At 73.3% G+C, this 25,605-nt stretch carries 24 protein-coding genes; 5 read left to right on the top strand and 19 right to left on the bottom strand.

What is annotated here, in order from left to right; translation table 11 throughout:
- Positions 1–48: 48 nt before the first annotated feature.
- A complete protein-coding gene (locus ABD208_RS17645) occupies positions 49–459 on the top strand; it encodes a hypothetical protein (protein WP_344105474.1) in 411 nt (136 codons plus the stop codon).
- Positions 460–549: 90 nt separating this feature from the next.
- On the opposite strand, the gene ABD208_RS17640 is transcribed toward ABD208_RS17645, so the two are convergent.
- Positions 550–2,235: a ribonuclease J gene (locus ABD208_RS17640; protein WP_344105471.1), complete on the bottom strand. Its 1,686-nt coding sequence runs from the start codon at positions 2,233–2,235 to the stop codon at positions 550–552.
- A gap of 37 nt (positions 2,236–2,272) precedes the next feature.
- Positions 2,273–3,262 carry a 4-hydroxy-tetrahydrodipicolinate synthase gene (gene dapA / locus ABD208_RS17635; RefSeq protein ID WP_344105468.1) on the bottom strand — a complete coding sequence of 330 codons (990 nt, stop codon included), beginning with the start codon at positions 3,260–3,262 and terminating at the stop codon, positions 2,273–2,275.
- 68 nt (positions 3,263–3,330) lie between these two features.
- Between dapA and ABD208_RS17630 the strand changes: the two genes are divergently transcribed.
- Both ABD208_RS17630 and ABD208_RS17625 read left to right on the top strand, forming a co-directional pair.
- Positions 3,331–3,840, top strand: coding sequence for a GNAT family N-acetyltransferase (locus tag ABD208_RS17630; RefSeq protein WP_344105466.1), 510 nt, complete (start codon positions 3,331–3,333; stop codon positions 3,838–3,840).
- Positions 3,841–3,916: 76 nt separating this feature from the next.
- On the top strand, positions 3,917–4,387 hold the full coding sequence (locus tag ABD208_RS17625; RefSeq protein ID WP_344105463.1) for a hypothetical protein: 471 nt from the start codon (positions 3,917–3,919) through the stop codon (positions 4,385–4,387).
- 31 nt (positions 4,388–4,418) lie between these two features.
- Here ABD208_RS17625 and ABD208_RS17620 read toward each other — a convergent pair whose 3' ends face one another.
- From ABD208_RS17620 to ABD208_RS17575, 10 genes are all read right to left on the bottom strand, one after another.
- A complete protein-coding gene (locus ABD208_RS17620; protein ID WP_344105461.1) occupies positions 4,419–4,883 on the bottom strand; it encodes a hypothetical protein in 465 nt (154 codons plus the stop codon).
- Positions 4,880–5,662: a 4-hydroxy-tetrahydrodipicolinate reductase gene (gene dapB, locus ABD208_RS17615; protein ID WP_344105459.1), complete on the bottom strand. Its 783-nt coding sequence runs from the start codon at positions 5,660–5,662 to the stop codon at positions 4,880–4,882. Before dapB ends, ABD208_RS17620 begins: the two co-directional genes overlap by 4 nt.
- Before the next feature lie 14 nt (positions 5,663–5,676).
- Positions 5,677–7,008: a M16 family metallopeptidase gene (locus tag ABD208_RS17610; RefSeq protein WP_344105457.1), complete on the bottom strand. Its 1,332-nt coding sequence runs from the start codon at positions 7,006–7,008 to the stop codon at positions 5,677–5,679.
- A gap of 1 nt (position 7,009) precedes the next feature.
- Positions 7,010–9,289: a polyribonucleotide nucleotidyltransferase gene (locus ABD208_RS17605; RefSeq protein WP_344105455.1), complete on the bottom strand. Its 2,280-nt coding sequence runs from the start codon at positions 9,287–9,289 to the stop codon at positions 7,010–7,012.
- A 198-nt stretch (positions 9,290–9,487) separates the two neighbouring features.
- Positions 9,488–9,757 (bottom strand): 30S ribosomal protein S15, encoded by a 270-nt coding sequence (gene rpsO / locus ABD208_RS17600; protein ID WP_344105453.1) that lies wholly within the window; start codon positions 9,755–9,757, stop codon positions 9,488–9,490.
- A gap of 82 nt (positions 9,758–9,839) precedes the next feature.
- Complete coding sequence (locus ABD208_RS17595; RefSeq protein WP_344105451.1) at positions 9,840–11,573, bottom strand: bis-aminopropyl spermidine synthase family protein; 1,734 nt, start codon at positions 11,571–11,573, stop codon at positions 9,840–9,842.
- A gap of 94 nt (positions 11,574–11,667) precedes the next feature.
- Positions 11,668–12,918 carry a type II toxin-antitoxin system HipA family toxin gene (locus ABD208_RS17590; protein ID WP_344105448.1) on the bottom strand — a complete coding sequence of 417 codons (1,251 nt, stop codon included), beginning with the start codon at positions 12,916–12,918 and terminating at the stop codon, positions 11,668–11,670.
- Positions 12,905–13,240 (bottom strand): helix-turn-helix domain-containing protein, encoded by a 336-nt coding sequence (locus tag ABD208_RS17585; RefSeq protein ID WP_344105445.1) that lies wholly within the window; start codon positions 13,238–13,240, stop codon positions 12,905–12,907. The genes ABD208_RS17590 and ABD208_RS17585 overlap by 14 nt, the downstream gene beginning before the upstream one ends.
- Before the next feature lie 308 nt (positions 13,241–13,548).
- Positions 13,549–14,508 carry a bifunctional riboflavin kinase/FAD synthetase gene (locus ABD208_RS17580; RefSeq protein WP_344105756.1) on the bottom strand — a complete coding sequence of 320 codons (960 nt, stop codon included), beginning with the start codon at positions 14,506–14,508 and terminating at the stop codon, positions 13,549–13,551.
- A gap of 198 nt (positions 14,509–14,706) precedes the next feature.
- The gene (locus ABD208_RS17575; RefSeq protein ID WP_344105443.1) at positions 14,707–15,300 is read right to left on the bottom strand and encodes a TetR/AcrR family transcriptional regulator; all 594 of its coding nucleotides are present in this window, start codon (positions 15,298–15,300) and stop codon (positions 14,707–14,709) included.
- A gap of 137 nt (positions 15,301–15,437) precedes the next feature.
- Between ABD208_RS17575 and ABD208_RS17570 the strand changes: the two genes are divergently transcribed.
- Positions 15,438–16,622, top strand: coding sequence for an ABC-2 transporter permease (locus ABD208_RS17570; RefSeq protein ID WP_344105441.1), 1,185 nt, complete (start codon positions 15,438–15,440; stop codon positions 16,620–16,622).
- 91 nt (positions 16,623–16,713) lie between these two features.
- Here ABD208_RS17570 and ABD208_RS17565 read toward each other — a convergent pair whose 3' ends face one another.
- From ABD208_RS17565 to ABD208_RS17535, 7 genes are all read right to left on the bottom strand, one after another.
- A complete protein-coding gene (locus ABD208_RS17565; protein WP_344105440.1) occupies positions 16,714–17,148 on the bottom strand; it encodes a hypothetical protein in 435 nt (144 codons plus the stop codon).
- Between the two features lie 162 nt (positions 17,149–17,310).
- Positions 17,311–18,414, bottom strand: a complete 1,104-nt coding sequence (truB, locus tag ABD208_RS17560) for a tRNA pseudouridine(55) synthase TruB (RefSeq protein WP_344105438.1) — start codon at positions 18,412–18,414, stop codon at positions 17,311–17,313.
- A complete protein-coding gene (gene rbfA, locus ABD208_RS17555) occupies positions 18,411–18,908 on the bottom strand; it encodes a 30S ribosome-binding factor RbfA (RefSeq protein ID WP_344105436.1) in 498 nt (165 codons plus the stop codon). Before rbfA ends, truB begins: the two co-directional genes overlap by 4 nt.
- Positions 18,909–19,044: 136 nt before the next feature.
- Positions 19,045–22,026: a translation initiation factor IF-2 gene (infB, locus tag ABD208_RS17550; RefSeq protein ID WP_344105433.1), complete on the bottom strand. Its 2,982-nt coding sequence runs from the start codon at positions 22,024–22,026 to the stop codon at positions 19,045–19,047.
- Positions 22,027–22,202: 176 nt separating this feature from the next.
- Positions 22,203–22,397 (bottom strand): YlxR family protein, encoded by a 195-nt coding sequence (locus tag ABD208_RS17545; protein WP_344105430.1) that lies wholly within the window; start codon positions 22,395–22,397, stop codon positions 22,203–22,205.
- 132 nt (positions 22,398–22,529) lie between these two features.
- Positions 22,530–23,633, bottom strand: a complete 1,104-nt coding sequence (gene nusA, locus ABD208_RS17540) for a transcription termination factor NusA (protein WP_344105428.1) — start codon at positions 23,631–23,633, stop codon at positions 22,530–22,532.
- A gap of 1 nt (position 23,634) precedes the next feature.
- The gene (locus ABD208_RS17535) at positions 23,635–24,300 is read right to left on the bottom strand and encodes an LSm family protein (RefSeq protein ID WP_344105426.1); all 666 of its coding nucleotides are present in this window, start codon (positions 24,298–24,300) and stop codon (positions 23,635–23,637) included.
- Between the two features lie 192 nt (positions 24,301–24,492).
- Between ABD208_RS17535 and ABD208_RS17530 the strand changes: the two genes are divergently transcribed.
- Positions 24,493–25,593, top strand: coding sequence for a DUF4439 domain-containing protein (locus tag ABD208_RS17530; RefSeq protein ID WP_344105425.1), 1,101 nt, complete (start codon positions 24,493–24,495; stop codon positions 25,591–25,593).
- The last annotated feature ends 12 nt before the right edge of the window (positions 25,594–25,605 follow it).

Here is a 25,605-nt window from a genome sequence, read left to right as displayed (position 1 = left end):
GTGACCGGCACGGGTGCTCACGACCCCCGCACATGAGGAGTGACGACCATGCTCGAACTGTCCGACGGCGCCCGCATCACCGCCGCGATCGTCCTGCTGACCCTCGTCGGCATCGAGTCCGGCGGGTTCTTCCTGCTCAGGATCCACGCCGGCAAGGTGCCGGCCACGGACTTCCAGAAGGCCTTCTACCGGGCAGGCCATGCCCATGCGGGCGTGCTGGTCATCCTCGGCCTGCTGTGCACCCTGCTCGCCGAGGCGACCGGCCTGAGGGGGTTCTGGCACTGGCTCGCAGCCACCGGGGTACTGATCGCCGCGATCCTCCTGCCGGGCGGGTTCTTCCTCAGCGCGATGGGCGAGGGCCGCACCACACCCAACGGCCTCAAGGTCCTGTTCCCCGCCGGGGCGGCCTTCCTCGGCGCGGGCGTCGTCACGCTGGCGATCGGCCTGCTGACGTCCTGAGCCCGGACGCGGGAAGGGGCACGGCCCGTGGCCGTGCCCCTTCCCGCGTACCCGGCCGGTCGTCCCGGCCGGGTCCTCGGGTCACGCCGCTCAGGCCTCGATGACCACCGGCACGATCATCGGCTTGCGCCGCAGCTTCGTCGCGACGAACCGGCCCACCGTGCGCCGCATGATCTGCTGCAGCTGGTGGGTGTCGGTCGCGCCGCCGGCGATCGCCGTCTCCAGCGCGTTCGTGATCTCGGGCAGGACCTTGTCGAACACGCCCAGGTCCTCGGCCATGCCGCGCGCCAGGATCTGCGGGCCGGCCAGCACCTTGCCGGTCGCGGTGTCCACGGCGGCGTACACCGAGACGAAACCCTCCTCGGCCAGGACCTGACGGTCCTTGAGCTCGGCCTCGCCGATCTCGCCGACGGACGAGCCGTCCACGAACACGTACCCGCACGGCACCGCCCCGACCACGGACGCGCGCCCGTCCACGAGGTCGACGACGACGCCGTCCTCCGCGAGCACCACGCGATCCGCCGGCACGCCGGTCTTGACCGCGATGGAGCCGTTCGCCACGAGGTGCCGGACCTCGCCGTGCACCGGCATGACGTTGCGCGGGCGCAGGATGTTGTAGCAGTACATGAGCTCGCCGGCACTCGCGTGCCCGGAGACGTGCACCTTGGCGTTCGCCGAGTGCACCACGCGCGCGCCCAGCCGCGTCAGCCCGTTGATCACGCGGAACACCGCGTTCTCGTTGCCCGGGATCAGCGACGAGGCGAGGATCACGGTGTCGCCGTTGCCGACCTGGACGCGGTGGTCGCCGTTGGCCATGCGGCTCAGGGCGGCCATCGGCTCGCCCTGCGACCCGGTCGACATGTAGACGATGCGGTCGTCGGCGAGGGTCTCCGCCTTCTTGACGTCGATCAGGACGCCGTCCGGCACGTCGAGGTAGCCGAGTTCCGCCGCGATGCCCATGTTGCGCACCATCGACCGGCCCACGAACGCGACCTTGCGGCCGTGCGCGCGGGCGGCGTTCAGCACCTGCTGGACGCGGTGCACGTGCGACGAGAACGACGCGACGATGATCCGCTTGTCCGCCTGGGCGAACACGCTGTCCAGCACCGGGCCGATCTCGACCTCGGGCGTGACGAAGCCGGGCACCTCGGCGTTCGTGGAGTCGACCATGAACAGGTCGACGCCCTTCTCGCCGAGCCGCGCGAACGCGCGCAGGTCGGTGACGCGGCCGTCCAGCGGCAGCTGGTCCATCTTGAAGTCGCCGGTGTGCAGCACGGTGCCGGCGCCGGTGGTCACGGCCACCGCGAGGGCGTCCGGGATCGAGTGGTTCACCGCGACGAACTCGCACTCGAAGACGCCGAACGGCACCGTCTCGCCCTCGGTGACCACGCGGGTCACGGGCCGGATGCGGTGCTCCTTCAGCTTGGCCTCGATGAAGGCGAGCGTGAGGCGCGATCCCACCAGCGGGATGTCGCGGCGCAGCCGGAGCAGGTAGGGCACGGCGCCGATGTGGTCCTCGTGCCCGTGCGTGAGCACGATCGCCTCGATGTCGTCGAGACGGTCCTTGATGTAGTCGAAGTCCGGCAGGATCAGGTCCACGCCGGGCTGGTTGTCCTCGGGGAACAGGACGCCGCAGTCGATGACGAGCAGGCGCCCGTCGTACTCGAGAACGGCCATGTTGCGGCCCACCTCGCCGAGACCGCCCAGGGCGACGACACGAAGTCCGCCCTTCGGCAGCTCGGGGGGCAGCGGCAACTCAGGATGCGGGTGACTCAATGGGCCTCCAGGCCTAGTTCTGACAAAGTCTCAAGATTCAGCGGGGCTGCGCGATCGCGGGGTGACCCACGATCGTCGTCGCCTCCTCGGGCAGTTCCGGCGGCGACATCGGGGTCGCGTCCTGCTCCAGCAGACCGACGGCGGTCAGCACGGCGCGCAACGTCGCGACCTCGTGGTCGCTCGCGGCCACGTTCGGCAGGCGGAGCGTGCGGCTGTCCAGCACGCCCTGCGCCTGCAGCGCCGCCTTGGTCATCACGGCCTGCGCACCGGTACCGTTCAGCGCGCTGATCACGGGGATCGCGCGGCGGAAGGCGGCCAGCGCCTTGGTGTGGTCCCCGGCGTCCCACAGCCGGATCACCTCGGCGTACCAGGGCGCGACCACATGCGCGGCCACGGACACGATACCCGCTCCGCCGACGCTCAGGAAAGGCAGCAGCAGGCCGTCGTCGCCGGAGTACCAGGCCAGGCCGGTGGCCTCGATCACCTGTGCCGCGGACCACACGTCGCCCGTCGCGTCCTTGTTCGCCACGAACCGCGGGTTCTCGGCCAGGCGCACGAACGTCTCGGGCGCGATGCGCACGCCGGCGCGGCCGGGGATGTCGTAGAGCATCACCGGCAGGTCGGTCGCGGCCGCCACCGCCGTGAAGTGCTGGTACAGCCCTTCCTGCGTGGGCCGCGAGTAGTACGGCGAGACGACGAGCAGCCCGTCCGCGCCCGCCGCGGCGGCCTGCTCGGCCATCCGGATGGTGTGGGCGGTGTCGTTGGACCCGGCGCCCGCGACGATCGCGGCCCGGTCCCCCACCGCCTCCACGACCGCCGCCACGAGCTCGGCCTTCTCGGGGGCGTGGGTCACCGGCGACTCGCCGGTGGTGCCGTTCAGGACGAGGCCGTCGTTACCGTCGTCGACGAGCTTCTTCGCCAGCTTCACCGCGGCCTCGAGGTCCAGCGCGCCGTCACGCGTCATCGGGGTGGCCATCGCGGTGAGCAGGGCGCCGAACGGGCGCTCCGGGGTGCTGGGAAGAACCATGAGGATACGGTACCGCCCGAGGCGGCCGGGCTGCTCCCCGATGGGCCTCGTGGCATAGGGTTCCTGGCATGGCCCTCTTCCTCGACCTCGCCGACGTCTCGGTCCGGCCCGCCGTCCCCGGGGACGAGGTCGCGGTCACCGCGATCCAGGTCCAGGCCTGGGGCGCCACGCACGACGCGACGCTCGGCCGGGCCGTCCTCGCGCAACTCGACACCGAGGTCATGCGCGAGCGCTGGAAGGCCGCGATCGGGTCCGTGCCCGGTCCCGGGTTCGGCGTCCTGGTCGCGATGGACGGCCCGCGGCTCGTCGGCTTCGCGGCCGTCGCCCCCGGTCAGCTGCTGTCCCTCGAGGTGGACCCGGGCCATCGCCGCGCCGGTCACGGCTCGCGCCTGCTCGCGGCCGCCGTCGACCGGTTGCGGGCCGACGGCGCGGGCGAGATCACCACCTGGGTGCTCGAGAACGACACCGCCCGGGAGGCGTTCCTCGCCGACTGCGGGCTCGGCCCCGACGGCACCGAGCGCACGCTCGCGGCCGGCCCGCGCACCGTCGTCGAACGCCGCTGGAGCGCCGCGATCTGACGCGTGTGCGAACGCCGATCCCCAGGGTTCACCGGCGCGTGACACGCCCGTGACATGCGCTTGTCACGATCAGCACATGGGGATCATGACCGAGTACTTCGCCGCGGCGACCGACGACGTCGCGGCGTCGGCGCTGCGCTTCCCCGGCGGCCCCTCCACGTCCGGCGACGGCGACCCGGCGCGCTTCGACACCGTCGTGGTGCCGGCGGTCGACCCGTTCGTGCAGCTCGCCGGCTTCGCCCAGGCGCTGACCGGGCGGCCGTACGGGGAGATCACCGCGAACCCGCGGCACGGCACGCTGGTGGGCAGCAGCGGGGACGAGGGCCCGTGGATCGTCGCGGTCACGGACGAGCTCACCAAGGAACTGGCCGCGGCGACGCCGGACCGGATCGCGCGCGCGACGCGGGACTGGCTGCGCGAGTCGGAGCCGCCCGCACCGCCCCGCAGGCTCGCCTCGGCCGTGCTGCAGCTCGCCGAGCTCGCCGGCCGGGCCGTCGCGGGCGGGCGCGCCCTGTACTGCTGGACCTCGCTGTCGGGGTCCCGCTGAGCGACCCGGCCGTACGGTCCCCGGCCCGCGTTCACCGCGCCGGGTACAGCCCCGAGGCCTTCCGCAACGCCGCCCGCGCCCGGCGGCGGTCGCCCGCCGCGTCGTACGCGAACCCCAGGTGATACCAGGCCCGCCAGTCCGCGGGCGTCGTCTCGACCGCCGCGCGCCGGGCGGCGAACGCGGCGTCGGCGGCCTCGCGGTCGATCCGCCCGCCCGGCGAGCGCGGCAGATCGTCCACGGGCAGCGCGCCGGCGGCGGCGAGCTCGTCCGCCATCGACTGCACGCGCGCCGCGAGCCAGAACTCCCGCGTGATCAGCGCCAGCACCAGCAGCGGGATCACCAGGATCCCGGTCCCGATCCCGATCAGCACGGGCTCGCCCGTGGAGATCATCGCGACGCCGCGCCCCGCCACGGCCCAGACGTACAGCACGAACAGCGCCGTGACGGCCAGCGCGAACAGCAGCCCGCGCGGGATCCGGCGTCGCGGCTCGCTCACGCCAGGTCCAGCACGTGCTCGAGGCCCACGGTCAGGCCCGGCCGGCTCACCACGGCCCGCACCGCCACGAGCACGCCGGGCATGAACGAGGAGCGGTCGAACGAGTCCTGCCGGATCACCAGCTGCTCGCCGGGGTTCCCCAGCAGGATCTCCTCGTGCGCCACGAGGCCGCGCAGCCGCACCGCGTGCACGCGCACCCCGTCGACGTCGGCGCCGCGCGCCTCCCAGCCGGTCTCCGTCGCGTCCGGCGAGGGAGCCAGGCCCGCCTCGGCCCGGGCCGCCGAGATCGCCGCGGCCGTGTGCCGCGCGGTGCCCGAGGGCGCGTCCACCTTGTCCGGGTGGTGCAGCTCGATGACCTCGGCCGACTCGAAGTACCGCGCCGCCTTCGCGGCGAAGGTCATGGCCAGCACGGCGGACAGCCCGAAGTTCGGCGCGATCAGCACACCCAGCCCCGGGGTCTGGTCCGAGCCGCCGGCCCGCGCCGCGTTCAGCCGCTCCAGGTGCTCGGCGACCCGCCCGCGGGACGCGTCGTCCCACCCCGTCGTCCCGACGACGACGTGCGCGCCCGCGTCGAGCGCGGCGTGCACGTTCGCCTCGGTCGTGGCGGGAATCGTGAAGTCGACGACGACGTCGGCCCCCGCCAGCGACCCGGCGTCGATGACGTCGTCCTTGTCGAGGCGCGCCACGAGCGACAGCCCGCCGGCCGCCTCGACCGCCGCGCAGGTCTGCGTCCCCATGCGCCCGGCCGCGCCCAGCACGGCCACCTTGATCTCTGTCACGTCCTGCCTTCCGATCAGTCCTTGCCGAAGGGTCCCACGCGCACCACGGAACGCGGCCGCCCCGCCAGCTCCTGGGCGAGCGCCAGCACGTCCTGCCGGGTCACCGCGCTGATCCGCTCGAGCGACTCGGCCACCGAGTACAGCTCGCCGTACACCAGCTCGGCCCGGCCCAGGCGGCTCATCCGCGAGCCGGAGTCCTCCAGGCCCAGCACGAGCCCGCCGCGCAGCTGCCCCACCGAGCGCTCCAGCTCGGCCGCGGTGATCCCGCCGGCGGCGAGCCGCTCCAGCTCGTCGACCAGCAGCTTCTCGACCTGCTCGGCCTTGGCCGGGGCGCACCCCGCGTACAGCCCGAAGGTCCCGAGCCCGCCGTACCCGGCCGCGAACGAGTAGGTCGTGTACGCGAGCCCGCGCTTCTCCCGGATCTCCTGGAACAGCCGCGACGACATGCCGCCGCCGAGCGCCGCGTTGAGCACCGACAGCGCCCACCGCCGGTCGTCGGTCGCGGCCAGGCCGGTGCCGCCGACGACGATGTTCGCCTGCTCGACCGGGCGGTCGATCGTGCGCACCTCGCCCTGCGCGGGGATGCCGTCGGTGGTGGCGGCCCCGTCGCGCCGCTCCCGCGGCGCGTGCGCCTCCTCCAGCGCCCAGCCGCCCTCGCTCAGGGCGTGCACCACGAGGTCGCACAGCTGGTCGTGGTCGACGCCGCCCGCCGCGGCCACCACGAGCGTGCCCGGCTCGTAGTGCGTGCGGTAGTGGTCCCACACCGCGGCCCGCGGCACCGCGCCGATCGTGTCGGCGGTGCCGCCGATCGGCCGGCCCAGCGGGTGCGTCCCGAGCACGGCCAGGGAGAACTGCTCGTGCGCCACGTCCGACGGGTCGTCGTCGGTCATGGCGAGTTCCTCGAGGATGACGCCGCGCTCGGTCTCCAGCTCGTCGGCGTCGAGCCGCGCGCTGGTGACCATGTCGCCGATCACGTCGACCGCCATCGGCAGGTCCGCGTCGAGCACGCGCGCGTAGTAGCACGTGTGCTCCTTGCCCGTGGAGGCGTTGGCCTCCCCGCCGACGGCGTCGAACGCCTCGGCGATGTCGAGCGCGGTGCGGCGGTGGGTGCCCTTGAACAGCAGGTGCTCGAGGAAGTGCGTGGAGCCGAAGTGCCCGTCGGTCTCGTCCCGGGAGCCGACGCCGACCCACGCCCCCACCGTCGCCGAGCGCAGGCCCGGCATCTGCTCGGTGAGGACGCGAACGCCGCCGGGCAGGACGGTGCGACGGATCGTCGCACCGTCCTGCCCGGCGGTCAGGTCGGCACCGGGCTCGCCCGCGGCTGCGAGCGGCAGGTGCCAGGGCATCTCAGGCGTCCGCGCCGGCCGGGGCCGTCTCGGCCTCGGCCGAGTCAGCCTCCGCGGCCTCGGACGACGAGGGCGCCTCGTCCTCGGTCACCGCGACCAGCGACAGCTTGCCGCGCGGGTCGATCTCACCGATCTCGACCTGGACCTTCTGGCCGATGGACAGCACGTCCTCGACGTTCTCGATGCGCTTGCCGCCCACGAGCTTGCGGATCTGGCTGATGTGCAGCAGCCCGTCCTTGCCCGGCGACAGCGAGATGAAGGCGCCGAACGACGTCGTCTTGACGACCGTGCCGACGAACCGCTCGCCCACCTCGGGGACGTGCGGGTTGGCGATCGCGTTGATCGCCGCACGGGCGGCCTCGGCCGAGGGGCCGTCGACCGCGCCGATGTAGACGGTGCCGTCGTCCTCGATCGAGATGTCGGCGCCCGTCTCCTCCTGGATCTGGTTGATCATCTTGCCCTTCGGGCCGATGACCTCACCGATCTTGTCGACCGGAACGGTGACCGCGATGACGCGCGGCGCGTTCGGCGACATCTCGTCCGGCGTGTCGATCGCCTCGGCGAGCACGTCGAGGATCGTGAACCGGGCGTCGCGCGCCTGGCCGAGCGCCGCCGCGAGCACGGAGGCGGGGATGCCGTCCAGCTTGGTGTCGAGCTGGATGGCCGTGACGAACTCGCGCGTGCCGGCGACCTTGAAGTCCATGTCGCCGAACGCGTCCTCGGCGCCCAGGATGTCGGTCATCGCCGCGTAACGGGTCTCCCCCTCCACCGTGTCCGAGACGAGGCCCATCGCGATGCCCGCGACCGGCGCCTTGAGCGGCACGCCGGCGTTCAGCAGCGACAGCGTGCTGGCGCACACCGAGCCCATCGACGTCGACCCGTTGGAGCCGAGTGCCTCGGACACCTGGCGGATCGCGTACGGGAACTCCTCGCGGCTCGGCAGCACCGGCACGAGCGCCCGCTCGGCGAGCGCGCCGTGGCCGATCTCGCGGCGCTTCGGGCTGCCCACGCGGCCCGTCTCACCGGTCGAGTACGGCGGGAAGTTGTAGTTGTGCATGTAACGCTTGCGCGTCTCCGGGCCGAGCGAGTCGATCTGCTGCTCCATGCGCAGCATGTTCAGCGTGGTGACGCCCAGGATCTGGGTCTCGCCGCGCTCGAAGATCGCCGAGCCGTGCACGCGCGGCAGCACCTCGACCTCGGCCGACAGGGTGCGGATGTCCGCGAGGCCGCGGCCGTCGATGCGGACGCCGTCGGTGAGCACGCGCTGGCGCACGAGCTTCTTCTGCAGCGCGTAGTACGCGGCCGACAGCTCCTTCTCGCGGCCGGCGAACGCCTTGCCCTCGCCCGCGAGGTCGGCCACGAGGCCGGCCTTGATCTCGTCGATGCGGTCCTGGCGGACCAGCTTCTCCGGGATGGACAGCGCCTCGCCCAGCGGCGCGGCGACGGCGCCCTCGACGGCGGCGTACGCGTCGTCCTGGTAGTCCAGGAAGAGCGGGAACTCCTGCGTCTCCTTCGCGGCGGCCGCGGCGAGCGCCGACTGCGCCTCGCACAGCGCCTTGATGAAGGGCTTGGCGGCCTCGATGCCCTCGGCCACGACCTCCTCGGTCGGGACGGTGGCACCCTCGCGCATGAGCTTCATGGCGTCGTCGGTGGCCTCGGCCTCGATCATCGCGATAGCTACATCAGCATTGCCGTCGGCGCCAATGATCGTCCGACCTGCCACGACCATGTCGAAGACCGCGCGCTCCTTGTCGGAGTGCTTCGGGAACGCGACCCACTGGCCGTCGATCAGCGACACGCGGACCGAACCGGCCGGGCCGGAGAACGGCAGGCCGGACAGCTGCGTCGAGGCGGACGCCGCGTTCATGGCGAGCACGTCGTAGGCGTCGTCGGGGTGCAGCGCCATCACGGTGATGACGATCTGCACCTCGTTGCGCAGGCCCTTGACGAACAGCGGGCGCAGCGGGCGGTCGGTGAGGCGGCAGACCAGGATCGCCTCGGTCGACGGGCGGCCCTCGCGGCGGAAGAACGAGCCGGGGATGCGGCCCGCGGCGTACATGCGCTCCTCGACGTCCACCGTGAGCGGGAAGAAGTCGAACTGGTCCTTCGGGTGCTTGCTGACCGCGGTGGTCGACAGCAGCACGGTCTCGCCGTCGAGGTACGCGGAGACGGCACCGGCGGCCTGCTTGGCCAGGCGGCCCGTCTCGAAGCGGATGGTGCGGGTGCCGAAGCGGCCGTTGTCGATGACGGCCTCGGCGAACTGGATCTCGGGACCCTCCACGGGTGCCCTCCCTTTCTCGGAGAGTGCGCCGCGTGCCCCCGACGGTCTTCGATCGAGGCCCACCGAACCTGGGTTCGGGAAGCCACTACCGAGGACCGGACGCGGGGCCCTGGCGGCGCGGTGTTGTTGTGGTACTTACATCTCATCAGACCAGCCCGGCCCCTGCGAGAGGGACCGGGCTGGTCTTTCAGGCGTGAGTCAGCGGCGCAGGCCGAGACGCTCGATCAGCGAGCGGTAACGGCCCACGTCGATGCGCTGCAGGTAGCCGAGCAGGCGGCGGCGCTGGCCCACGAGGAGCAGCAGGCCGCGGCGGCTGTGGTGGTCCTGCTTGTGCATCTTCAGGTGCTCGGTGAGGTCCTTGATGCGCTGCGTGAGGAGCGCGATCTGCACCTCGGGAGAGCCGGTGTCGGTCGGCGTCTTCCCGTAGTCGGCGATGATCTGCTGCTTCGTGGCGGTGTCGAGCGGCATGGCTCTCCATTTCGTGTCGTTGCGCGGTGCGCCCGGACGGATTCTCGGGGCTCTCTTGATCCGCGGCCGATCTACGGCCTTCCTACCTTACCTGTTCGTGCACGATGCCGCGGTCAGTGCGTGCTGTGACGTTGACCTGTGGCAGCGAGCCGACGACGGCGGAGAGCACCGCGCGGACCCGGGAGCGCGGCAGGGTCGCGAGCGGGCGGGCGAGCGTCTCGTCCGGGAGGCCGGCCGACGCGGCGGCGGACGCGACGATCTCGCGCGCCTCGGCCTTGCCGAGGGAACCACCGCCGGCCCGCGCCGCCTTGACGAGGGCGTCCCGCCAGGCGTTCCCCAGGTTCCGGGAGGCGCCGGAGAGGACGACCCGCCGGGCCGCCGCGACCGGATCCGTCGTCGCGCCGGCCTCGTCCGCGACCACCACGGCGTGCCTCGGGTCCGGTGTGCTGCGGCGGAAGGTGAGCGTCCATTTCCCGGCCAGATCGTCCCGCAGGGCGGACTGCGCCGCCTCGCTGCCGATGTCCGGGTGGCCGTTCGGCACGGCGACCGCGACCCGCCGCGCGGTCACGCCGAGCAGGGCCCGGAAGAGCCAGGCCCCGGGGTCGTCCGAGAGGTCGGCCGCGTACGCCGTCGTCCGCGCGTTCCGGACCGACGCCTGAGCCGTGCCGTCGAGGACGGCCCCGAGCGGCACGTCAGCGGCGACCTCCAGTTCGTCCTGCCCGCGGGCCGCGGCCCGGACGGCTTCGGTGACCGCTTCCTCGCCGCGGCCGGAGCGCGCCTCGGACGACTGGGTCCCGTGCGTGTAGATGGTGACGGCGTCCGTGGCGACGCGGGACAGCGACCGCCAGGTCCGCGCCGTCGGGCGGCAGACGTACAGGTCGCTCGCGCTGCCCACCGCCTGGGCGCCGTCGTACCGGTTGAAGTGCGGCAGGATCGCCTCGTAGACGAGCGACAGGTCCCCGGCGGCCTGCTGCACGTTGTACCCCAGGCCCGGGTGGTGGCTCCCGAACCCGTACGCCATGAGCAGCCGCCCGTGCTCGCGGTCCCGCAGTCCTTCCAGGCCGCGGGCGAGGAACAGCCGCACGCCGTCGGGCGTGTACGGCGGGTCGGTGAACACGAGATCGGCGCACTCCCGCGCGGACGCGGGCAGGCCGAACCGGAAGTCGGCCCAGCCGGTCTCGATCCGCAGCCCGCGCTCGGCGGCGACCTGCCCGACGTACGCGAGCAGGTCCTCGTCCAGGTCGACGACGACGGCCCGCACGGCGGGGTTCACGAGGCACGTGACGATCGAGGTCAGGTCGTGGTCCCCGATGCACAGCAGGGTCGCGCCCGCCAGCTCGTAGGTCCCGTCCAGCCACAGCGCCCGGCGCACCGCGGTCTCCGGCGTGGCGGGCACGTGATCGAGCGCCTTCTTCGGCCGCGGCGCGGCGGCGATGATCCGCTCCATCTCGCCGATCAGCGCGTCCGCGTCCCGGAGCCGCCCCTCGCCGGGCAGCTCGACGGCGGTCGGGCCCAGCCGGGCGGCGCCGAACGCCTCGCGGTACTCCCCTGCCTTGTCCGGGCGGATCCGCAGCCGCTCGCCGTCGGAGACCAGATCGTCCCCGAGCGCGCCCAGGACCTGCTCGACAAGGCGCCGCGGCACGGCGGTGGCCCGGACGACGCCGGCGAGCGTGCAGCCGTCGGCGAGCATCGCGACGGCCTCCCGGTGCCCCCGCCCGGCGACGCCGAACGACCGGACCAGCTCCCGGACCCGCTCGAGGGGCGAACCGCCCTCGGCGACGTCGGGGTACCCGGGAACCTCGGAACGCGATGCCATAGCGGCAACCTACGTCACGCCCGCCCGGCCCTCCCATTCCAGCCCCCGCGGTCTCGGACGGTTCATCGGCCGGCTTCGTCCCGAGCCTGCGAACTCAGTAGAAGACCGACTCGTTCAGGATCTGGCGGTGCCACAGCCGATCACGTTCGACCTGCGTGAGCCGTGCGGTGTCGGCCGCCTCCGGCCACCGTTCGTCGATCGTTCCAACCACGTGGTCGACGACCTCTTGTGCATCGGACTTGTCGAGCAGGTACTCGCCGGCCGCCGCCACGCAGACGGAGAACCTCGAGTCACGGCTGCCGTCCCGCCCGATCGCCATGGCCTGGGCGGTCTCGTTGCCGCTACGCGGCTGCGGGCACAGGTCATAGGCCGGGGTCAACGTCAGTGCCGTCCCGTCCCAGAACGCGGCGTGGTTGCGCGCATGGTCGTCGTTGTTTCCGACGGCGACGTTGAAGACGATGCGCGTGAACAACTCCCGCAGGGTTGCAGTCGGCTCGGTGAAGCGCGCACGGATCAGGTCCGCCAGGTCGGGGTAGGTCGCGTAGCGACCCGTCATCTCCGAGAGTCCGAGCATGGTGAGCGCCGAGACGATCTGACGTCGTCCGCCCACGCCGTCGCGGTCGAAGCGCTCGACGACGAGCACGTCCTTTCCCACGACCTCGATGTTCCGCGACGCGGGAACCCTGATCCCGGCTTCCTGCGCGAGCCACATCGCAGCGGCCTCGGCCTTGACCACCGGATAGGTGTCGGACGACGACGAGAACTTCGCGATGAGGCTCCTCCCGCCGTCGTAGAGCAGGGCCTTGGGGCGCGCTCCCCCGATCGAGGTCCCGCGGACAAGCGCTTCGGCGATGTCGGGGGACAGCGGCGTTCCCGCCTGAAGGTGGTCCGCCGCTGCCATGAGCTCCTCGAGCCCGGCCTGCCGGCTCGGAGACCGCGGGATGTACTCCGTGGGGGACGCCTGGAAGTCGAGTGCGCCGATCCTGTCCGAGCCGGACTCAAGGAGGTAGGTGAGCAACGAGAGATCGTCGGTGTCGCTCATGCGGTCGACGTGGCCGAGGTGCCGGGCGAGGATGACTCGGCGACCCCAGGCATCGGGCGCGGCGTCGGCAATGCAGCCCGCAACATCGAGACCGGAAGCCGGACGCCGTCGACCCGGTCCGAGCGGCAGTTCGGGCAGGTAGAGAGGAACCGCGTCCGGGCGGGCAACATAGGACCGCGCGTACGTGAACGCGAGGACCTCGCCGAGTTCTTCAAGACGGCCTGCGACCACAGGATCATGCGCACCCGGAAGCCAGATCCACACGAAGGCGTGATCGGGCGCGGTCTTCTCAGAAGTCGTCATCGACACGCTCACCCTTCTCACGGACACTGGCCGGGAGAACTGCAAGGCGGGACTCGGCAGCACTCCGGACTGCGGCCAGCTCAGTCGCAGGTACGCCGAAGAGCGGGATGGCAAGCATCGTCGCGAGTTCAAAGCAGATGCCGATGGCGACCGTCGGCTCTCCCTTCTCGACGTTGCGCAAGGTGAACGTCGAGATCCCAGCACGCTCGGCCAACTCTGCCGCCGTCCAGCGCCGGGCACGGCGGGCAGCGGCTATCTGGGCGCCCAGAACCGCGACCGCATGGCGGGTCGCGGGTGAATAGGTATGAACTCGACGCGCCATGGCATCCTCGATCCTTGGTATAACAACGCTAAGGGCTCTTATACGCGTTATACCAAGGATACGACGGCGGGACGCGTCCGGCCGTGCACCTCCCGGACGGCCGGGCCGGTCTGGTTGACGCGGCGGGATCCGCAGGTGGGGGGTGGATGCCCCGCCGCGTCGGTCCGGCCCTCCCTGGGAGGTGCACTCACCGGTAAGGACGCACGCGGGGTGCGTTTGGATACAGACCAGCCGGAAATTTCGGCCACGGGCGAAAAAGTGCGGCGTGCGTGTGGAGACTCGCGGCCGCCGCGGTGACGAACCCGGGGTCAGCCGCGCAGGATCTCCCGGGCGCGGGCGACGTCGTCGTGCATCTGGGCGACGAGCGGTTCGATGCCGTCGAAGCGGACCGTGGGCCGCAGGTGCTCGGTGAACTCCAGCACGACGTGCTCGTCGTAGAGGTCGAGGTCGTCGCGGTCCAGCACGTAGGCCTCGACGCGGCGTTCGACGCCGTCGAACGTCGGGTTCGTGCCCACGGAGATCGCCGCGGGCAGCACGCCGTCCGGGTGCGACGGCTCACGTTCGGCCAGGCCGGGCCTGCGCAGCCGGCCGGCGTACACGCCGTCGGCCGGGACCATGCCCTCGATACCGCCCAGGTTCGCCGTCGGGAAGCCGAGCTCGCGGCCGCGCGCGTCGCCGTGCACCACCATGCCCCGCACCCGGTGGGCGCGCCCGAGGACGCGCGCGGCGCCGGCGACGTCGCCCTCGCTGAGCGCGGCCCTGACGGCCGTCGACGACCAGCGGTGATGGTCCGGCCCGCCCACGTCCTCGATCGCCACGACCTCGAAACCGTGCTCGCCGCCCAGCTCCACCATGGTGGCCAGCGTGCCGGCGTTCTGCTTGCCGAACCGCACGTCGTGGCCGACGACGACGGTGCGCGCCCCCAGCGGGTCCACCAGGTACTTCTGCACGAACTCCTGCGGCGTCTGCGCGGCGAAGTCGAGCGTGTACGTGACCACCAGCACGCCGTCGATCCCGGTCTCCGCGAGCAGCCCGAGGCGGTCGGGCAGGCTCGTGATGAGCTCGGGCGCGGTCTCGGGACGGTGCACGGCGGCCGGATGCGGGTCGAACGTGACGGCGACCGCCGCCGCGTCGTCGGCCCGCGCCAGGCGGACGATGCGCCCGAGCACGGCCTGGTGGCCGCGGTGCACGCCGTCGAAGTTGCCGATCGTCACCACGGACGGGCCGAAGCCTGCGGGGACCTGGTCCAGGTCCGTCCACACCTGCACGCGGGTTACTCCTTCAGCGAGCGGGACGGGCGGCACCGCCGCCCGCGTCGCGGCCGGTGCCGCGCTGTCCCAGCCTGCCACGCGGGGAGGCCATCCGGGGAATCGACGACGGCGAGGCGCGGTCCGCGGCGGCGACGGCGGCCGGGCTCAGCCGGCGGGCCGGCGGCGAGCCTCAGCCCGGCGGGGCGGCGGCCGGTCTCAGCCCGGCAGGACCGCGGCCACCGCGTCGAGGTAGGCGTCCGGGTCGAAGTCGTCGAGGATCGCGTGCTGGATCAGGAATCCCTGGGCGAGGGCGAGCATCACCGGCACGACGTCCCGCACCGCCACGTCGGTGCCGTCGGGCGCGTGTTCCGGGTGCTCCGCGAACCAGCGCCGCAGGCGGGCGTCGAACGCCGTCCGGGCCACCTGGACCAGCTCGTTGACCGCCGCCCGGATCGACGGCTCGATCGTCGCCTCGCTCCACAGCTGCACCAGGAGCTGCGGATCGCCGCCCTCCCGGAGCAGGCTCTCGAGCAGGATCCGCAGCATCTGGCCGGGCGACGGCGGCGGACCGCCGGCCGCCTCCCGCTCCAGGGCGGCGGTGCGGCGCAGCAGCGTGTCCCGGGCGACGGCGACGAACAGGTCCTGCTTGCCGGTGAAGTGCGCGTAGACCGCCCCGGTCGACAGACCCGACTCGGCCAGCACGTCCGAGATCGACGTGCGCTGGTACCCCTTGGCGGCGAACGCCCGCTCGGCGGCGGCGAGGATCTCCTCGCGGCGGGCCTGCCGGTACTCGTCGCTGACCTTGGGCACTGTGTCCTCCTTCACGCGGGGGCGGGTTGACAGCCTACGTCGTGAGGAGGACGGTGGTCCACAGGAAAACGAACGTTCGTTTTTCTTTGTCCGACGACGCCGCCCGCCCGGCGGCAGGAGCACCTGGAGAGCACCCCATGTCCGAGGAACCGCGCGGCGGTACCCGCGCACCCGCACCCCGCACGCCCGCCGGCCGGCTCATCGCCACCGCCCTCGGGCTCAGCCTCGTGCTGACCCTCGTCGTGCTGGCCTTCACCTGGCCCGCCATGACCTCGGAGGCCGAGGACCTCCCCGTCGCGATCACCGGGCCGGCCGACGCGGTGGACGCCGTGGCCGGCCGGCTCGCCGAGGCGCGGCCCGGCACGATCGAGCTGATCGAGGTCGGCGACCGGGACGCGGCCGTGGAGTCCGTCGAGACCCGCGAGACGTACGGCGCGATCGTGCTCGGCGACGCGAGCGCGGGCGAGGCACCCGAGGTGCTCACGTCGTCGGCCGCGAACGGCGCGACGAACCAGCTCATGAACGCCCTCGCGCAGCAGCTGCAGACCGCCGTGACCGAGCAGGCGACCGCCGCGACGAGCGAACGGATGACCGCCGCCCAGTCCGAGGCGGCCGAGACCGTGCGGCAGACCGTCGAGGACGCCGTCGCCGCGGCGCTCCGGGCGGCCGCCCAGGGGGAACGGCCCGGGGCGACGGCCGCGGGCGCGGCCCCGGCCGCACCCGAGCCGGTCGACGTCGAGATCCCGCGGGTGAAGGTGACCGACGTCGTCCCGCTGTCCGACGACGACCCGAACGGCAGCGGCTTCACCGCCGCGTTGTTCCCGACGCTGCTCGGCGGGATGGTCGGCGGGATCGGCATCTCGACGGCCGTGCGCGGGGCGATGCGGCGCGTGAGCGCCGTGATCCTCTACTCGGCGCTCGGCGGCGGCATCCTCACGGCCATCCTGCAGGGCTGGTTCGGCGTGCTGCAGGGCGACTGGTGGTGGACGCTGGGGGCGATGTCGCTGTCGATCGCGGCGATCGCCGCGCCGATCACCGGGTTCGTGGCGATCTTCGGACGCGCCGGGATCGCCGCCGGGCCGGTGCTGATGATGCTGATCGGGAACCCGATCTCCGGCGCGACGACGCCCAAGGAGTTCCTGCCCTGGCACTGGGGCGAGATCGGCCAGTGGTTCCCGCCGGGCGCGAGCGGCACGCTGCTGCGGGACCTGTCCTACTTCCCGGCGGCGGACGCCGCGAACGCCTGGATCGCCCTCGGGGCGTGGGTCGCCGGCGGGATCGTCCTGTCGCTGGTCGGGCACGCGCGGGCGACGGCCCGGTAGCCGAGATCCCTGGTGCCCGCGGCCGCACGGCCGCGGGCATCGGCGCGGGCATCAGCGCACGGGCGCGGGCGTCAGCCCGCGGGCGCCGGCCTCAGCGCACGGGCGCCGGTTCGGTCGTGGAGTAGATGAAGCCCGTGAGCCGCCGCTCGCCCAGGGACTGGCGGACCGTGAGGTCCAGGGTGCGCAGGAAGTCGCCGTAGTCCGTCTCGGTCAGCGTCGAGCCGATGAGCTGGATCTGGCGGTCCCCCACCTGCCGCCAGCCGACCTGGGCCGGGTCCACCGGGTCGGGGACCGCTTCCGTGAGCATCGCCGGGTAGCGCGTGCGCACCACGATCCGCCCCTGCAGCGCGACCAGCGTCAGATAGGTCTCCTCGAACGCTATGCCCAGTTCGGTGTTCTCCGGCCACCACGGCAAAGCGGACACCAGCGCGTGCAGCAGCTCCAGGCTGCTGTCGGTCCCCTCGCGATCCCCCTCGGCGATGTCAACACTCGCGTCCCGCCCCACCAGGGCGGGCAGTGCCGCCATGACAGCCTCGACGTCGTCACAACCTGCTGTTATGCGTACCCCCACGGGGCCAAGGTATCAATCCGACATGTCCGCCGGAACCCTGGAAGCAATTTGCCTCGCACGGTTTTTTGTCGCTCATCCCTCTTTGACCTGGACCGTTATCTGGTGTACAGCGACTGTTCAGGCGCCGGACGCCAGCACGAGGACCGGCCGGGCCAGTTCCTCGCCCTTGCGCCGGGTGTCCTCCACGAGCGCCACCAGTTCGCCCGCCGGGTCGATCGCGGCCAGCACGCCCGGTCGCCCGCTCGGCGCGATCCACTGCCCGTAGCCCAGCGCGCGCGCCGCGGCGTCGTCGATCTCGCGGACGGGCAGGACGCCGCGGGCGGCGTCGGCGAGCGGGAGGGTCGCGAGCGTGCCGTCGTCGTCGGCCTGCGCCTCGAGCTGCCCGAGCGTGCGCGCGGCGCCGAGAGCGTAGCCGCCGACGCGCGTGCGGCGCAGCGCGGTCAGGTGCCCGCCGGTCCCGAGCGCGGCGCCGAGATCGCGCGCGAGCGCGCGCACGTACGTCCCGGACGAGACGGTGACGCGCACGTCCAGGTCGACGACCGGCGTCTCGCCGGCGACGCCGTCGGCCGCCCTGCCCTCGGCGGCCCCGCCGCCGGGCAGGTCGGTACCGCGGACGACGGCGGTGCGGGTGGCCAGGACGTCGAAACGGGACACCGTGACCGGGCGGGCGGTGAGCTCGACCTCTTCCCCGGCCCGGGCGCGGGCGTACGCGCGTTTGCCGTCCACCTTGATCGCGGAGACCGTGGTCGGGACCTGCAGGATGTCGCCCGTGAGGGGCTCGATCGCGGCGCGGAGGGCCGCATCGGAGATGTCCCGGGCGCCGGGGGTCGCGGTGACCTCGCCCTCGGCGTCGTCCGTGGTCGTGGCGACGCCGAGGCGGATCGTGGCGTCGTAGTCCTTGTCGGCGCCGACGACGTACGTCAGGAGCTTGGTCGCCTTGCCGACGCCGAGCACGAGCACGCCGGTCGCCATCGGGTCGAGCGTCCCCGCGTGGCCGACCTTGCGCGTTCCGGCCAGCCACCGCGTCTTGGCGACCACGTCGTGGCTGGTCCAGCCGGCGGGCTTGTCGACGACGACGAAGCCGTCGGGCGCGGTGGGGCGACGCGGCGGGCGGTCACGCTGCTCGGTGCGGCCGCGCCTCGTGCCGCCGGCCCTGCCACCGGCCGTCGTGCGGCCGGCCCCGGCGTCCCCGGGGGCCGCGCCGGACGAGCTCTCGCTCACCGCGCGTCGTCGTCCCGGTCGTCGCCGGCCAGGTCGTCGTCCGACCCGTCGTCCGGCTCGTCGTCGTCAGCGATCTCGCGCGGCTTCTTGTACGGGTCCGCCTCGCCCGCGTGGCTCGCGCCCTCGCGGAGGGCGGCCAGCTCGGCGTCGCGGCGCTGCGCCTCGTGCAGGGCGGCGTTCAGGGTCGCGGCCGTCTCCGGCACGACGTCCGGGTGGAACTCGATCGAGGGGGTCAGGCGCACGCCGGTCTGGCGCCCCACCTCGGAGCGGATGCGGCCCTTGGCGCTCTCGAGGGCGGCCGCGCTGCCCGCGCGGTCCTCGTCGGAGCCGTAGACGGTGTAGAAGACCGAGGCGTTCTGCAGGTCACCGGTCACGCGGACGTCCGTGATGGTCACGAAACCAAGGCGCTCGTCCTTGATCCGGGAGTCCACCATCTGCGCGACGATCACCTTGATCCGGTCGGCCAGCCGCCGTGCCCGGGGGTTCTCGCTCATGAAGTCTTTCCTTGTCGGAACGGCGCCGAGGTAGCGGCTCCCGGACGGGAGCCCGCTACCTCGGCGGAAAGCCTGTCCGCCGCCGGCAGCGCGCCCCGTACGGGACCCGCTGCCGGCGGCGATGGACGGACCAGGATCAGGTGCGCGGGATCTCGCGCATCTCCCAGGTCTCGATGATGTCGCCCTCGGTGAGGTCGTTGAAGCTGCCGAGGCCGATACCGCACTCGAAGCCCTCGCGGACCTCCGTGGCGTCGTCCTTGAACCGCTTGAGCGACTCCACCTGGAGGTTGTCCCCGATGACCTTGCCGTCGCGCAGGACGCGCGCCTTGGCGTTGCGGCGGATCTCGCCCGACCGCACGATCGAACCGGCGATGTTGCCGAACTTCGAGGAGCGGAAGATCTCGCGGATCTCCGCCGTACCGAGCGTGTGCTCCTCGTACTCCGGCTTGAGCATGCCCTTGAGGGCCGCCTCGATCTCCTCGATCGCCTGGTAGATGACCGAGTAGAACTTGACGTCCACGCCCTCGCGGTCCGCGAGGTCCTCGACCCGCTCGCCGTACTTGACGTTGAAGCCGATGATCACCGCGCTGTCGACCGTGGCCAGGTTGACGTCGTTCTGCGTGATGGCACCCACACCGCGGTGGATGACGCGCAGCTCGACCTCCTCGCCCACGTCGATCTTGAGCAGCGCGTCCTCCAGTGCCTCGACGGCACCGGACACGTCACCCTTGAGGATGAGGTTGAGGCTCTCGACCTTGCCCTTCTTGAGCTCGGCGTCGAAGTCCTCGAGGCTGATCCGCTTGCGGCGCTTGGCCAGCAGGGCGGCGCGCTCGGCGGCCTGGCGCTTCTCGGCGATCTGCCGGGCGGTGCGGTCGTCCGGCGCCACGAGGAACGTGTCACCGGCGCTCGGCACCGACGTCAGGCCGGTCACCTGGACCGGACGCGCCGGAGTCGCCTCCAGCACCTGCTCGCCGTGCTCGTCGACCATGGCACGCACGCGGCCGTAGGCCGTGCCCGCCACGATGCCGTCACCGACGCGCAGCGTCCCGGACTGGACCAGCACCGTGGCCACGGCACCGCGGCCGCGGTCGAGGTTCGCCTCGATCGCGACACCGCGCGCGTCCTTGTTCGGGTTCGCCTTGAGGTCCAGCGCCGCGTCCGCGGTCAGCAGCACGGCCTCGACGAGGTCGTCGATACCGATGCCGGGCTTGGCCGCGACGTCGACGAACATCGTGTCGCCGCCGTACTCCTCGGCCACCAGGTTGTACTCGGTGAGCTGCTGGCGGACCTTGGCCGGGTTCGCGCCCTCGAGGTCGATCTTGTTCACCGCGACGACGATCGGCACCCCCGCCGCCTGGGCGTGGTTCACCGCCTCGACCGTCTGCGGCATCACGCCGTCGTCCGCCGCGACCACGAGGATCGCGATGTCCGTCACCTGCGCACCACGCGCACGCATGGCGGTGAACGCCTCGTGACCCGGGGTGTCGATGAAGGTGATGGCGCGCTCGACGCCCTCGTGCTCGTGGTGGATCTGGTAGGCACCGATGTGCTGCGTGATGCCACCGTGCTCGCCCGCGACGACGTTCGACTTCCGGATCGCGTCCAGGAGCTTCGTCTTACCGTGGTCGACGTGACCCATGACGGTCACGACCGGCGGACGCGCCACGAGGTCCTCGTCGGACTCGTCGGCCTCCTCCGCCTCCAGGTCGATGTCGAAGGCCCCGAGCAGCTCGCGGTCCTCCTCCTCGGCCGAGACCATCTCGATGACGTAGCCCAGCTCGACGCCCAGGGTGCCGAACGTGTCCTCGTCGAGCGACTGCGTGGCCGTGGCCATCTCGCCCAGGTGGAACAGGACGGTCACGAGCGCCGCGGGGTTCGCGTCGATCTTGTCGGCGAAGTCGTTCAGGGACGAGCCCTGACGCAGCCGCACGACGGTGCTGCCGTTGCCGCGAGGCACCGACACGCCGCCGAGCGACGGCGCCTGCATCGCCTCGAACTCCTGGCGCTTCTGACGCTTCGACTTCCGCCCGCGGACCGGACGACCGCCGGCGCGCCCGAAGGCACCCTGCGTCGCACCGCGACCGCCGCCGCCACGACCGCGGAAACCGCCGCCGCCCCCGGGACGACCCGCGCCCCCGGGACCGCCGGGCCCGCCCGGGCCACCGGCGCCGCCGGGCCCGCCAGGACCGCCGCGGCCGCCACGACCACCGCCGCCGCCACCCGGGCCGGGACGTGCGCCCGGACGCGGCACCGACGTCTTGCCGGGCATCATGCCCGGGTTGGGGCGCGGGCCACCCGGACGGGGACCGCCCGAGCCGCCGGGGCGCGGACCGGCGCCACCGGGCCCGCCGGGGCGGGGACCGCCCGGACGGGGACCGCCGGAGCCGGCCGGCGAACGCTCGGCCTTGTCGGCACCGGGGCCGCCGCCACGGCGGTCACCCGGGCGCGGCATGCCCTGGCTGGGAGCGAACGGGTTGTTGCCCGGACGCGGGCCCGCTCCGCCCTCGCCGCGGGAACCCGCGTCGCGGCCGCCACCGGCACCGGGGCCGCCGGCGTCACGGCGAGGACCGCCACGGCGGTCACCCGGGCGCGGCATGCCCTGGCTGGAGGCGAACGGGTTGTTACCCGGACGCGGGCCCGCCCCGCCGGGCTTGGGCGCCGCGGCCGGACCCGGCTTGGGGCCGGACGGGCCGGGCCGTGCCGCCGGGTCGGCGGACGACGTGCTCGCGGCCGGCGCCTCGGGCGCCTGGGCCTCGGGCGAAGCAGTGGGTGCGGCCGGCTCGGCCGGGGCCGCCTGTGCCGCGGGCCGGACCGGTTCGGGCGCCGCCGGCTGGGCGGGCGCGGCCGGGGCCGTCTCCGCGGGAGCAGGCACGGCGGGGCGGACGGCCCCGGGCTTCGGGGCCGGCTTCACGCCCGGCTTGGGGGCGGGACGGGCCTGCTTCTTCGCGCCGGACGTGCCGGCGTCGGTGAACTTGTCGCGCATACGTCGCGCGACGGGCGCCTCCAGCGTCGACGACGCCGAGCGCACGTACTCGCCTGCTGACTTCAGCTCGGCGAGCAGGGCCTTGCTTTCCACTCCGAGCTCTTTTGCGAGCTCGTAGACGCGGACCTTTGCCACAACTCTCCTGTCTCGGTCCGTCCCGAGGCAGGGGCGAACCGCACTAGTACGAGGTACTCATCGCTGGGGACTCATCGGGTGCCCATCGGCTTCTGACCCGCTTTCCTGTCGACGAATTTCTGGTGCGGCCGGCCGCCTTCCCGGCGGCCGGTCGTGACTGTCCCCGCGGCCGGCGCTCACCGCCCGAGATGTTCCCGGAGCCGCGCCAGGTCGAGGGGCCCGCCCACCCGCAAGGCGCGGGGGAAGGCCCGACGACGCTCCGCGAGCTCCAGGCACTCCGGCCTGGAGTGGATCCAGGCACCTCGCCCCGGTAGGCAGGCCCGCACGTCGACGACGATCCGGGCCGGCGCCGCGGCGGGATCCAGGACCACACGCACGAGAGCAGACCGCTGGTCGCGTCCCCGGCATCCGACACACGTCCGCACCGGAGGCGACGGAACGTAGGACGAAGGACGGGCTCGCGGCCCAGACTCGATCAGTCTACCTTGCCTGTTCACCTGCCGTTACCGGTTCGGCGACACGTGAGCAGCGCCACCCTCCCCGGCCGGGGTCCCGCCCTGCTCGTCACCGGCGGCGTCGTCCTGCTCCCCGCCCGCGGCGTCGTCGGCCGCCTCGTCGGACCGGATGTCGATCCGCCACCCGGTGAGCTTGGCCGCCAGGCGGGCGTTCTGCCCCTCCTTGCCGATGGCCAGCGACAGCTGGTAGTCCGGGACGACGGCGCGTACCGCGCGCGCCGCCTCGTCCACCACGGTGACCGAGATCGTCTTGGCCGGCGACAGCGCGTTCGCGACGAACCGCGCCGGGTCGTCGCTCCAGTCGACGATGTCGATCTTCTCGCCGCGCAGCTCGGCCATGACCGCCCGCACGCGCGCGCCCATCGGGCCGATGCAGGCGCCCTTCGCGTTCAGGCCCGCGACCCGGGAGACGACGGCGACCTTGGTGCGGTGGCCCGCCTCGCGCGCCACGGACATGATCTCCACGGAGCCGTCGGCGATCTCCGGGACCTCGAGCTCGAAGAGCTTGCGCACCAGCCCGGGGTGCGTGCGGCTCAGGGTCACCTGCGCGCCCTTCATGCCCCGCGACACCTCGACCACGTACGCACGCAGCCGCTCGCCGTGCTCGTACACCTCGGTGGCGACCTGCTCGTGCGGCGGCAGCACCGCCTCGGTGTCGCCCACGTCCACGAGCACCATGCGGGGGTCGCGGCCCTGCTGGATGACGCCCGCGACGACCTCGCCCTCCTTGTCGCGGAACGTGCCCAGCACCTGGTCGTCCTCGGCGTCCCGCAGGCGCTGCACGATCACCTGGCGCGCGGTCGCGGTCGCGATGCGGCCGAAGTCCTGCGGCGTGTCGTCGAACTCCGGGCCGAGCTCGACGGGCGCGGGCGCCGCCGGGTCGTCCGGGTCCGCGTAGGTCTCGAGCTCCTCGCGGGCCCACACCGTCACGTGGCCGGTGGTGCGATCCACCTCGGCGCGGGCGTGCTTGAAGGAGTACGGCGTCCGGTGGTACGCGGAGAGCAAGGCCTGCTCGATCGCCGAGACCAGGACGTCCAGGCTGAAGTCCTTCTCGCGCTCCAGCATGCGCAGCGCGCTCATGTCGATGTCCATCTCAGCCCTCCTCGTCGCGGCCCGCCGCGCCCTCGCGGGGCAGGCGGGTCACGCTGTCGTCGTCCGCACCAGAACTCTCGCGCACCCCGGCGCGGTCGGCATCCCCAGCCCGGCGTCCTGCGACGGGCTCCTCCGCGGCGTCCGCGGCGTCGTCGTCGTCGAACGCGGCGTCGTCGGCCCGCTTGAGCTCGACCTCGACGCTCCCCCGGGCGACCGACCCGAGCGGGATCTCGCGCGCGTCGTCCAGCACGAGGACCACGGCGTCGTCGTCGCCGGTCGCGCCGGTGCCCCGCACGTCGGTGAGCCTGCCCGACGCGGTGCCGCCGTCGGCGAGCGCGAGCGTCACCAGGCGCGTGCGGGCCCGCCGGAAGTGGCGTGCCGTGGTGAGCGGCCGGGACACCCCGGGGGTGCTGATCTCCAGGGTGTACGCGCCGGCGACGGCGTCGGCGTCGTCCAGGGCCGCCGAGATCGCGCGGGACGCCTCCCCGAGCGTGTCCGAGTCCAGGCTGCCGACCCGGTCCTCGGGCAGGTCGAGCGTGATCCGCACGACCGACCTGTTCCCGGCACGCGTGACCCGCACCTCCTCGAGGTACAGGCCGTGATCACCGGCCACCGGCTCGGCGATCCGGGTCACGTCGTCCTGTGACCGGTTCGCGGGCTGCGCCATCGTGTTCCTCCCGTCGGCTCCCACAAGAAATGGGGGTACCGCTCGAGTCAGGACCCGACCGGTGTGCTGTTGTCGTCTACCGCGCCCAGCCTACGACGCCTCCGCGCCCGCTCGCAGGTCATGGGGCGTGACATCCGACGCAACCGGTCACCTGCGCCGGGAAGGGGCCCGGGCGTGGCATCATCGGGCACGATGAACCCGCCTCCGTCCACAGCGTCGTCACGCCGTCCCCGCCACGTCCCGCCGGCGGCGGTCGCGCTCGCCGTCGCGCTGCTGCTCGGCGGGTGCGGGGTGCGGCTCGACTCGCCGCCCCCGACCGAGCCCGTCCCGGACCCGGTCGAGATCGTGCGCCGCACGGCGGTCGACGACGCGCTCCTCGTGGCGGGCCAGGCGGAGGCGGTGGCGGGCCGCAAGGACACCAAGCCGGTGGTCGCCGAGGCGCTCACGCAGATCTCCGAGATCTCGCTCGACCACGCCGACCAGCTCGGCGGCGTCTACGAGTCGGGGCTCGCGTCGGACGCGCCCGCCCCGTCGCCGTCGGCCTCGGAGGGGTCCGCGCCCGGGCCGGACAAGGTGCTCGCGACCCTGCGGGACGCCGCCGCCCGCAACGCGACCGCCGCGGACGTCTGCGAGGACGGGCCGCTGGCCCGCCTGCTCGCGTCGGTGTCGGCGGCGCAGACGCTGTCGGCCCGGAAGCTCGCCGAGACCGCCGGGAAGAAACTGCCGCCGTACACGCCGCCGGTGGTCCCGGGCTCGCCGCAGGCCGCGGCCTCCCCCGCGCCGTCGGACGACGGCGGGGACGAGGGCGGCTCGGACGACGACGACGCGACGACGACGGCGGTCTCGGCCGCCTCCCGCCTGACGACAGCGCCCGCGGGCCTGGAGCCCGAGGACCTCGACGCGGTGATCCTCGCCGAGGACTCCACCGCGTACGCCTACGAGGTCGCGGCCGCCTGGTCCGACGAGGAGCCCACGCAGCTCCGGCTGCTCAACCTCGCGCGCCGGCACCGGGAGCGCGGCCAGGGCTGGGCGCGGGTCGCCGGCGTCGCGGGCACCGAGAAGGACCCGCGGCGCGCCGCCTACCAGCTGCCGGATCGCGGCGCGACGGCCAAGGACGTCGTGGTGCAGGCCGAGAGCCGCCTGGCCGCCGGCTACGCGAGCCTGGTCGCCCAGGCGGAACCGGCCACCCGCGCGGCCGTGGTGGCCCTGCTGGCGGACTCGGCCCTCACCCAGCGCGCCTGGGGCGCCCCGCTGCCCCCGTTCCCGGGCCTCCCGGAGCAGGCCAGGGCCTGACCTCCGGTCAGG

The sequence above is a fragment of the Myceligenerans crystallogenes genome, from assembly GCF_039529775.1.
GTDB classification, from domain to species: domain Bacteria; phylum Actinomycetota; class Actinomycetes; order Actinomycetales; family Cellulomonadaceae; genus Myceligenerans; species Myceligenerans crystallogenes.
The sequence above is the reverse complement of the archived record's forward strand: the minus strand, read 5'-3'. Positions and strand labels throughout refer to the sequence as shown.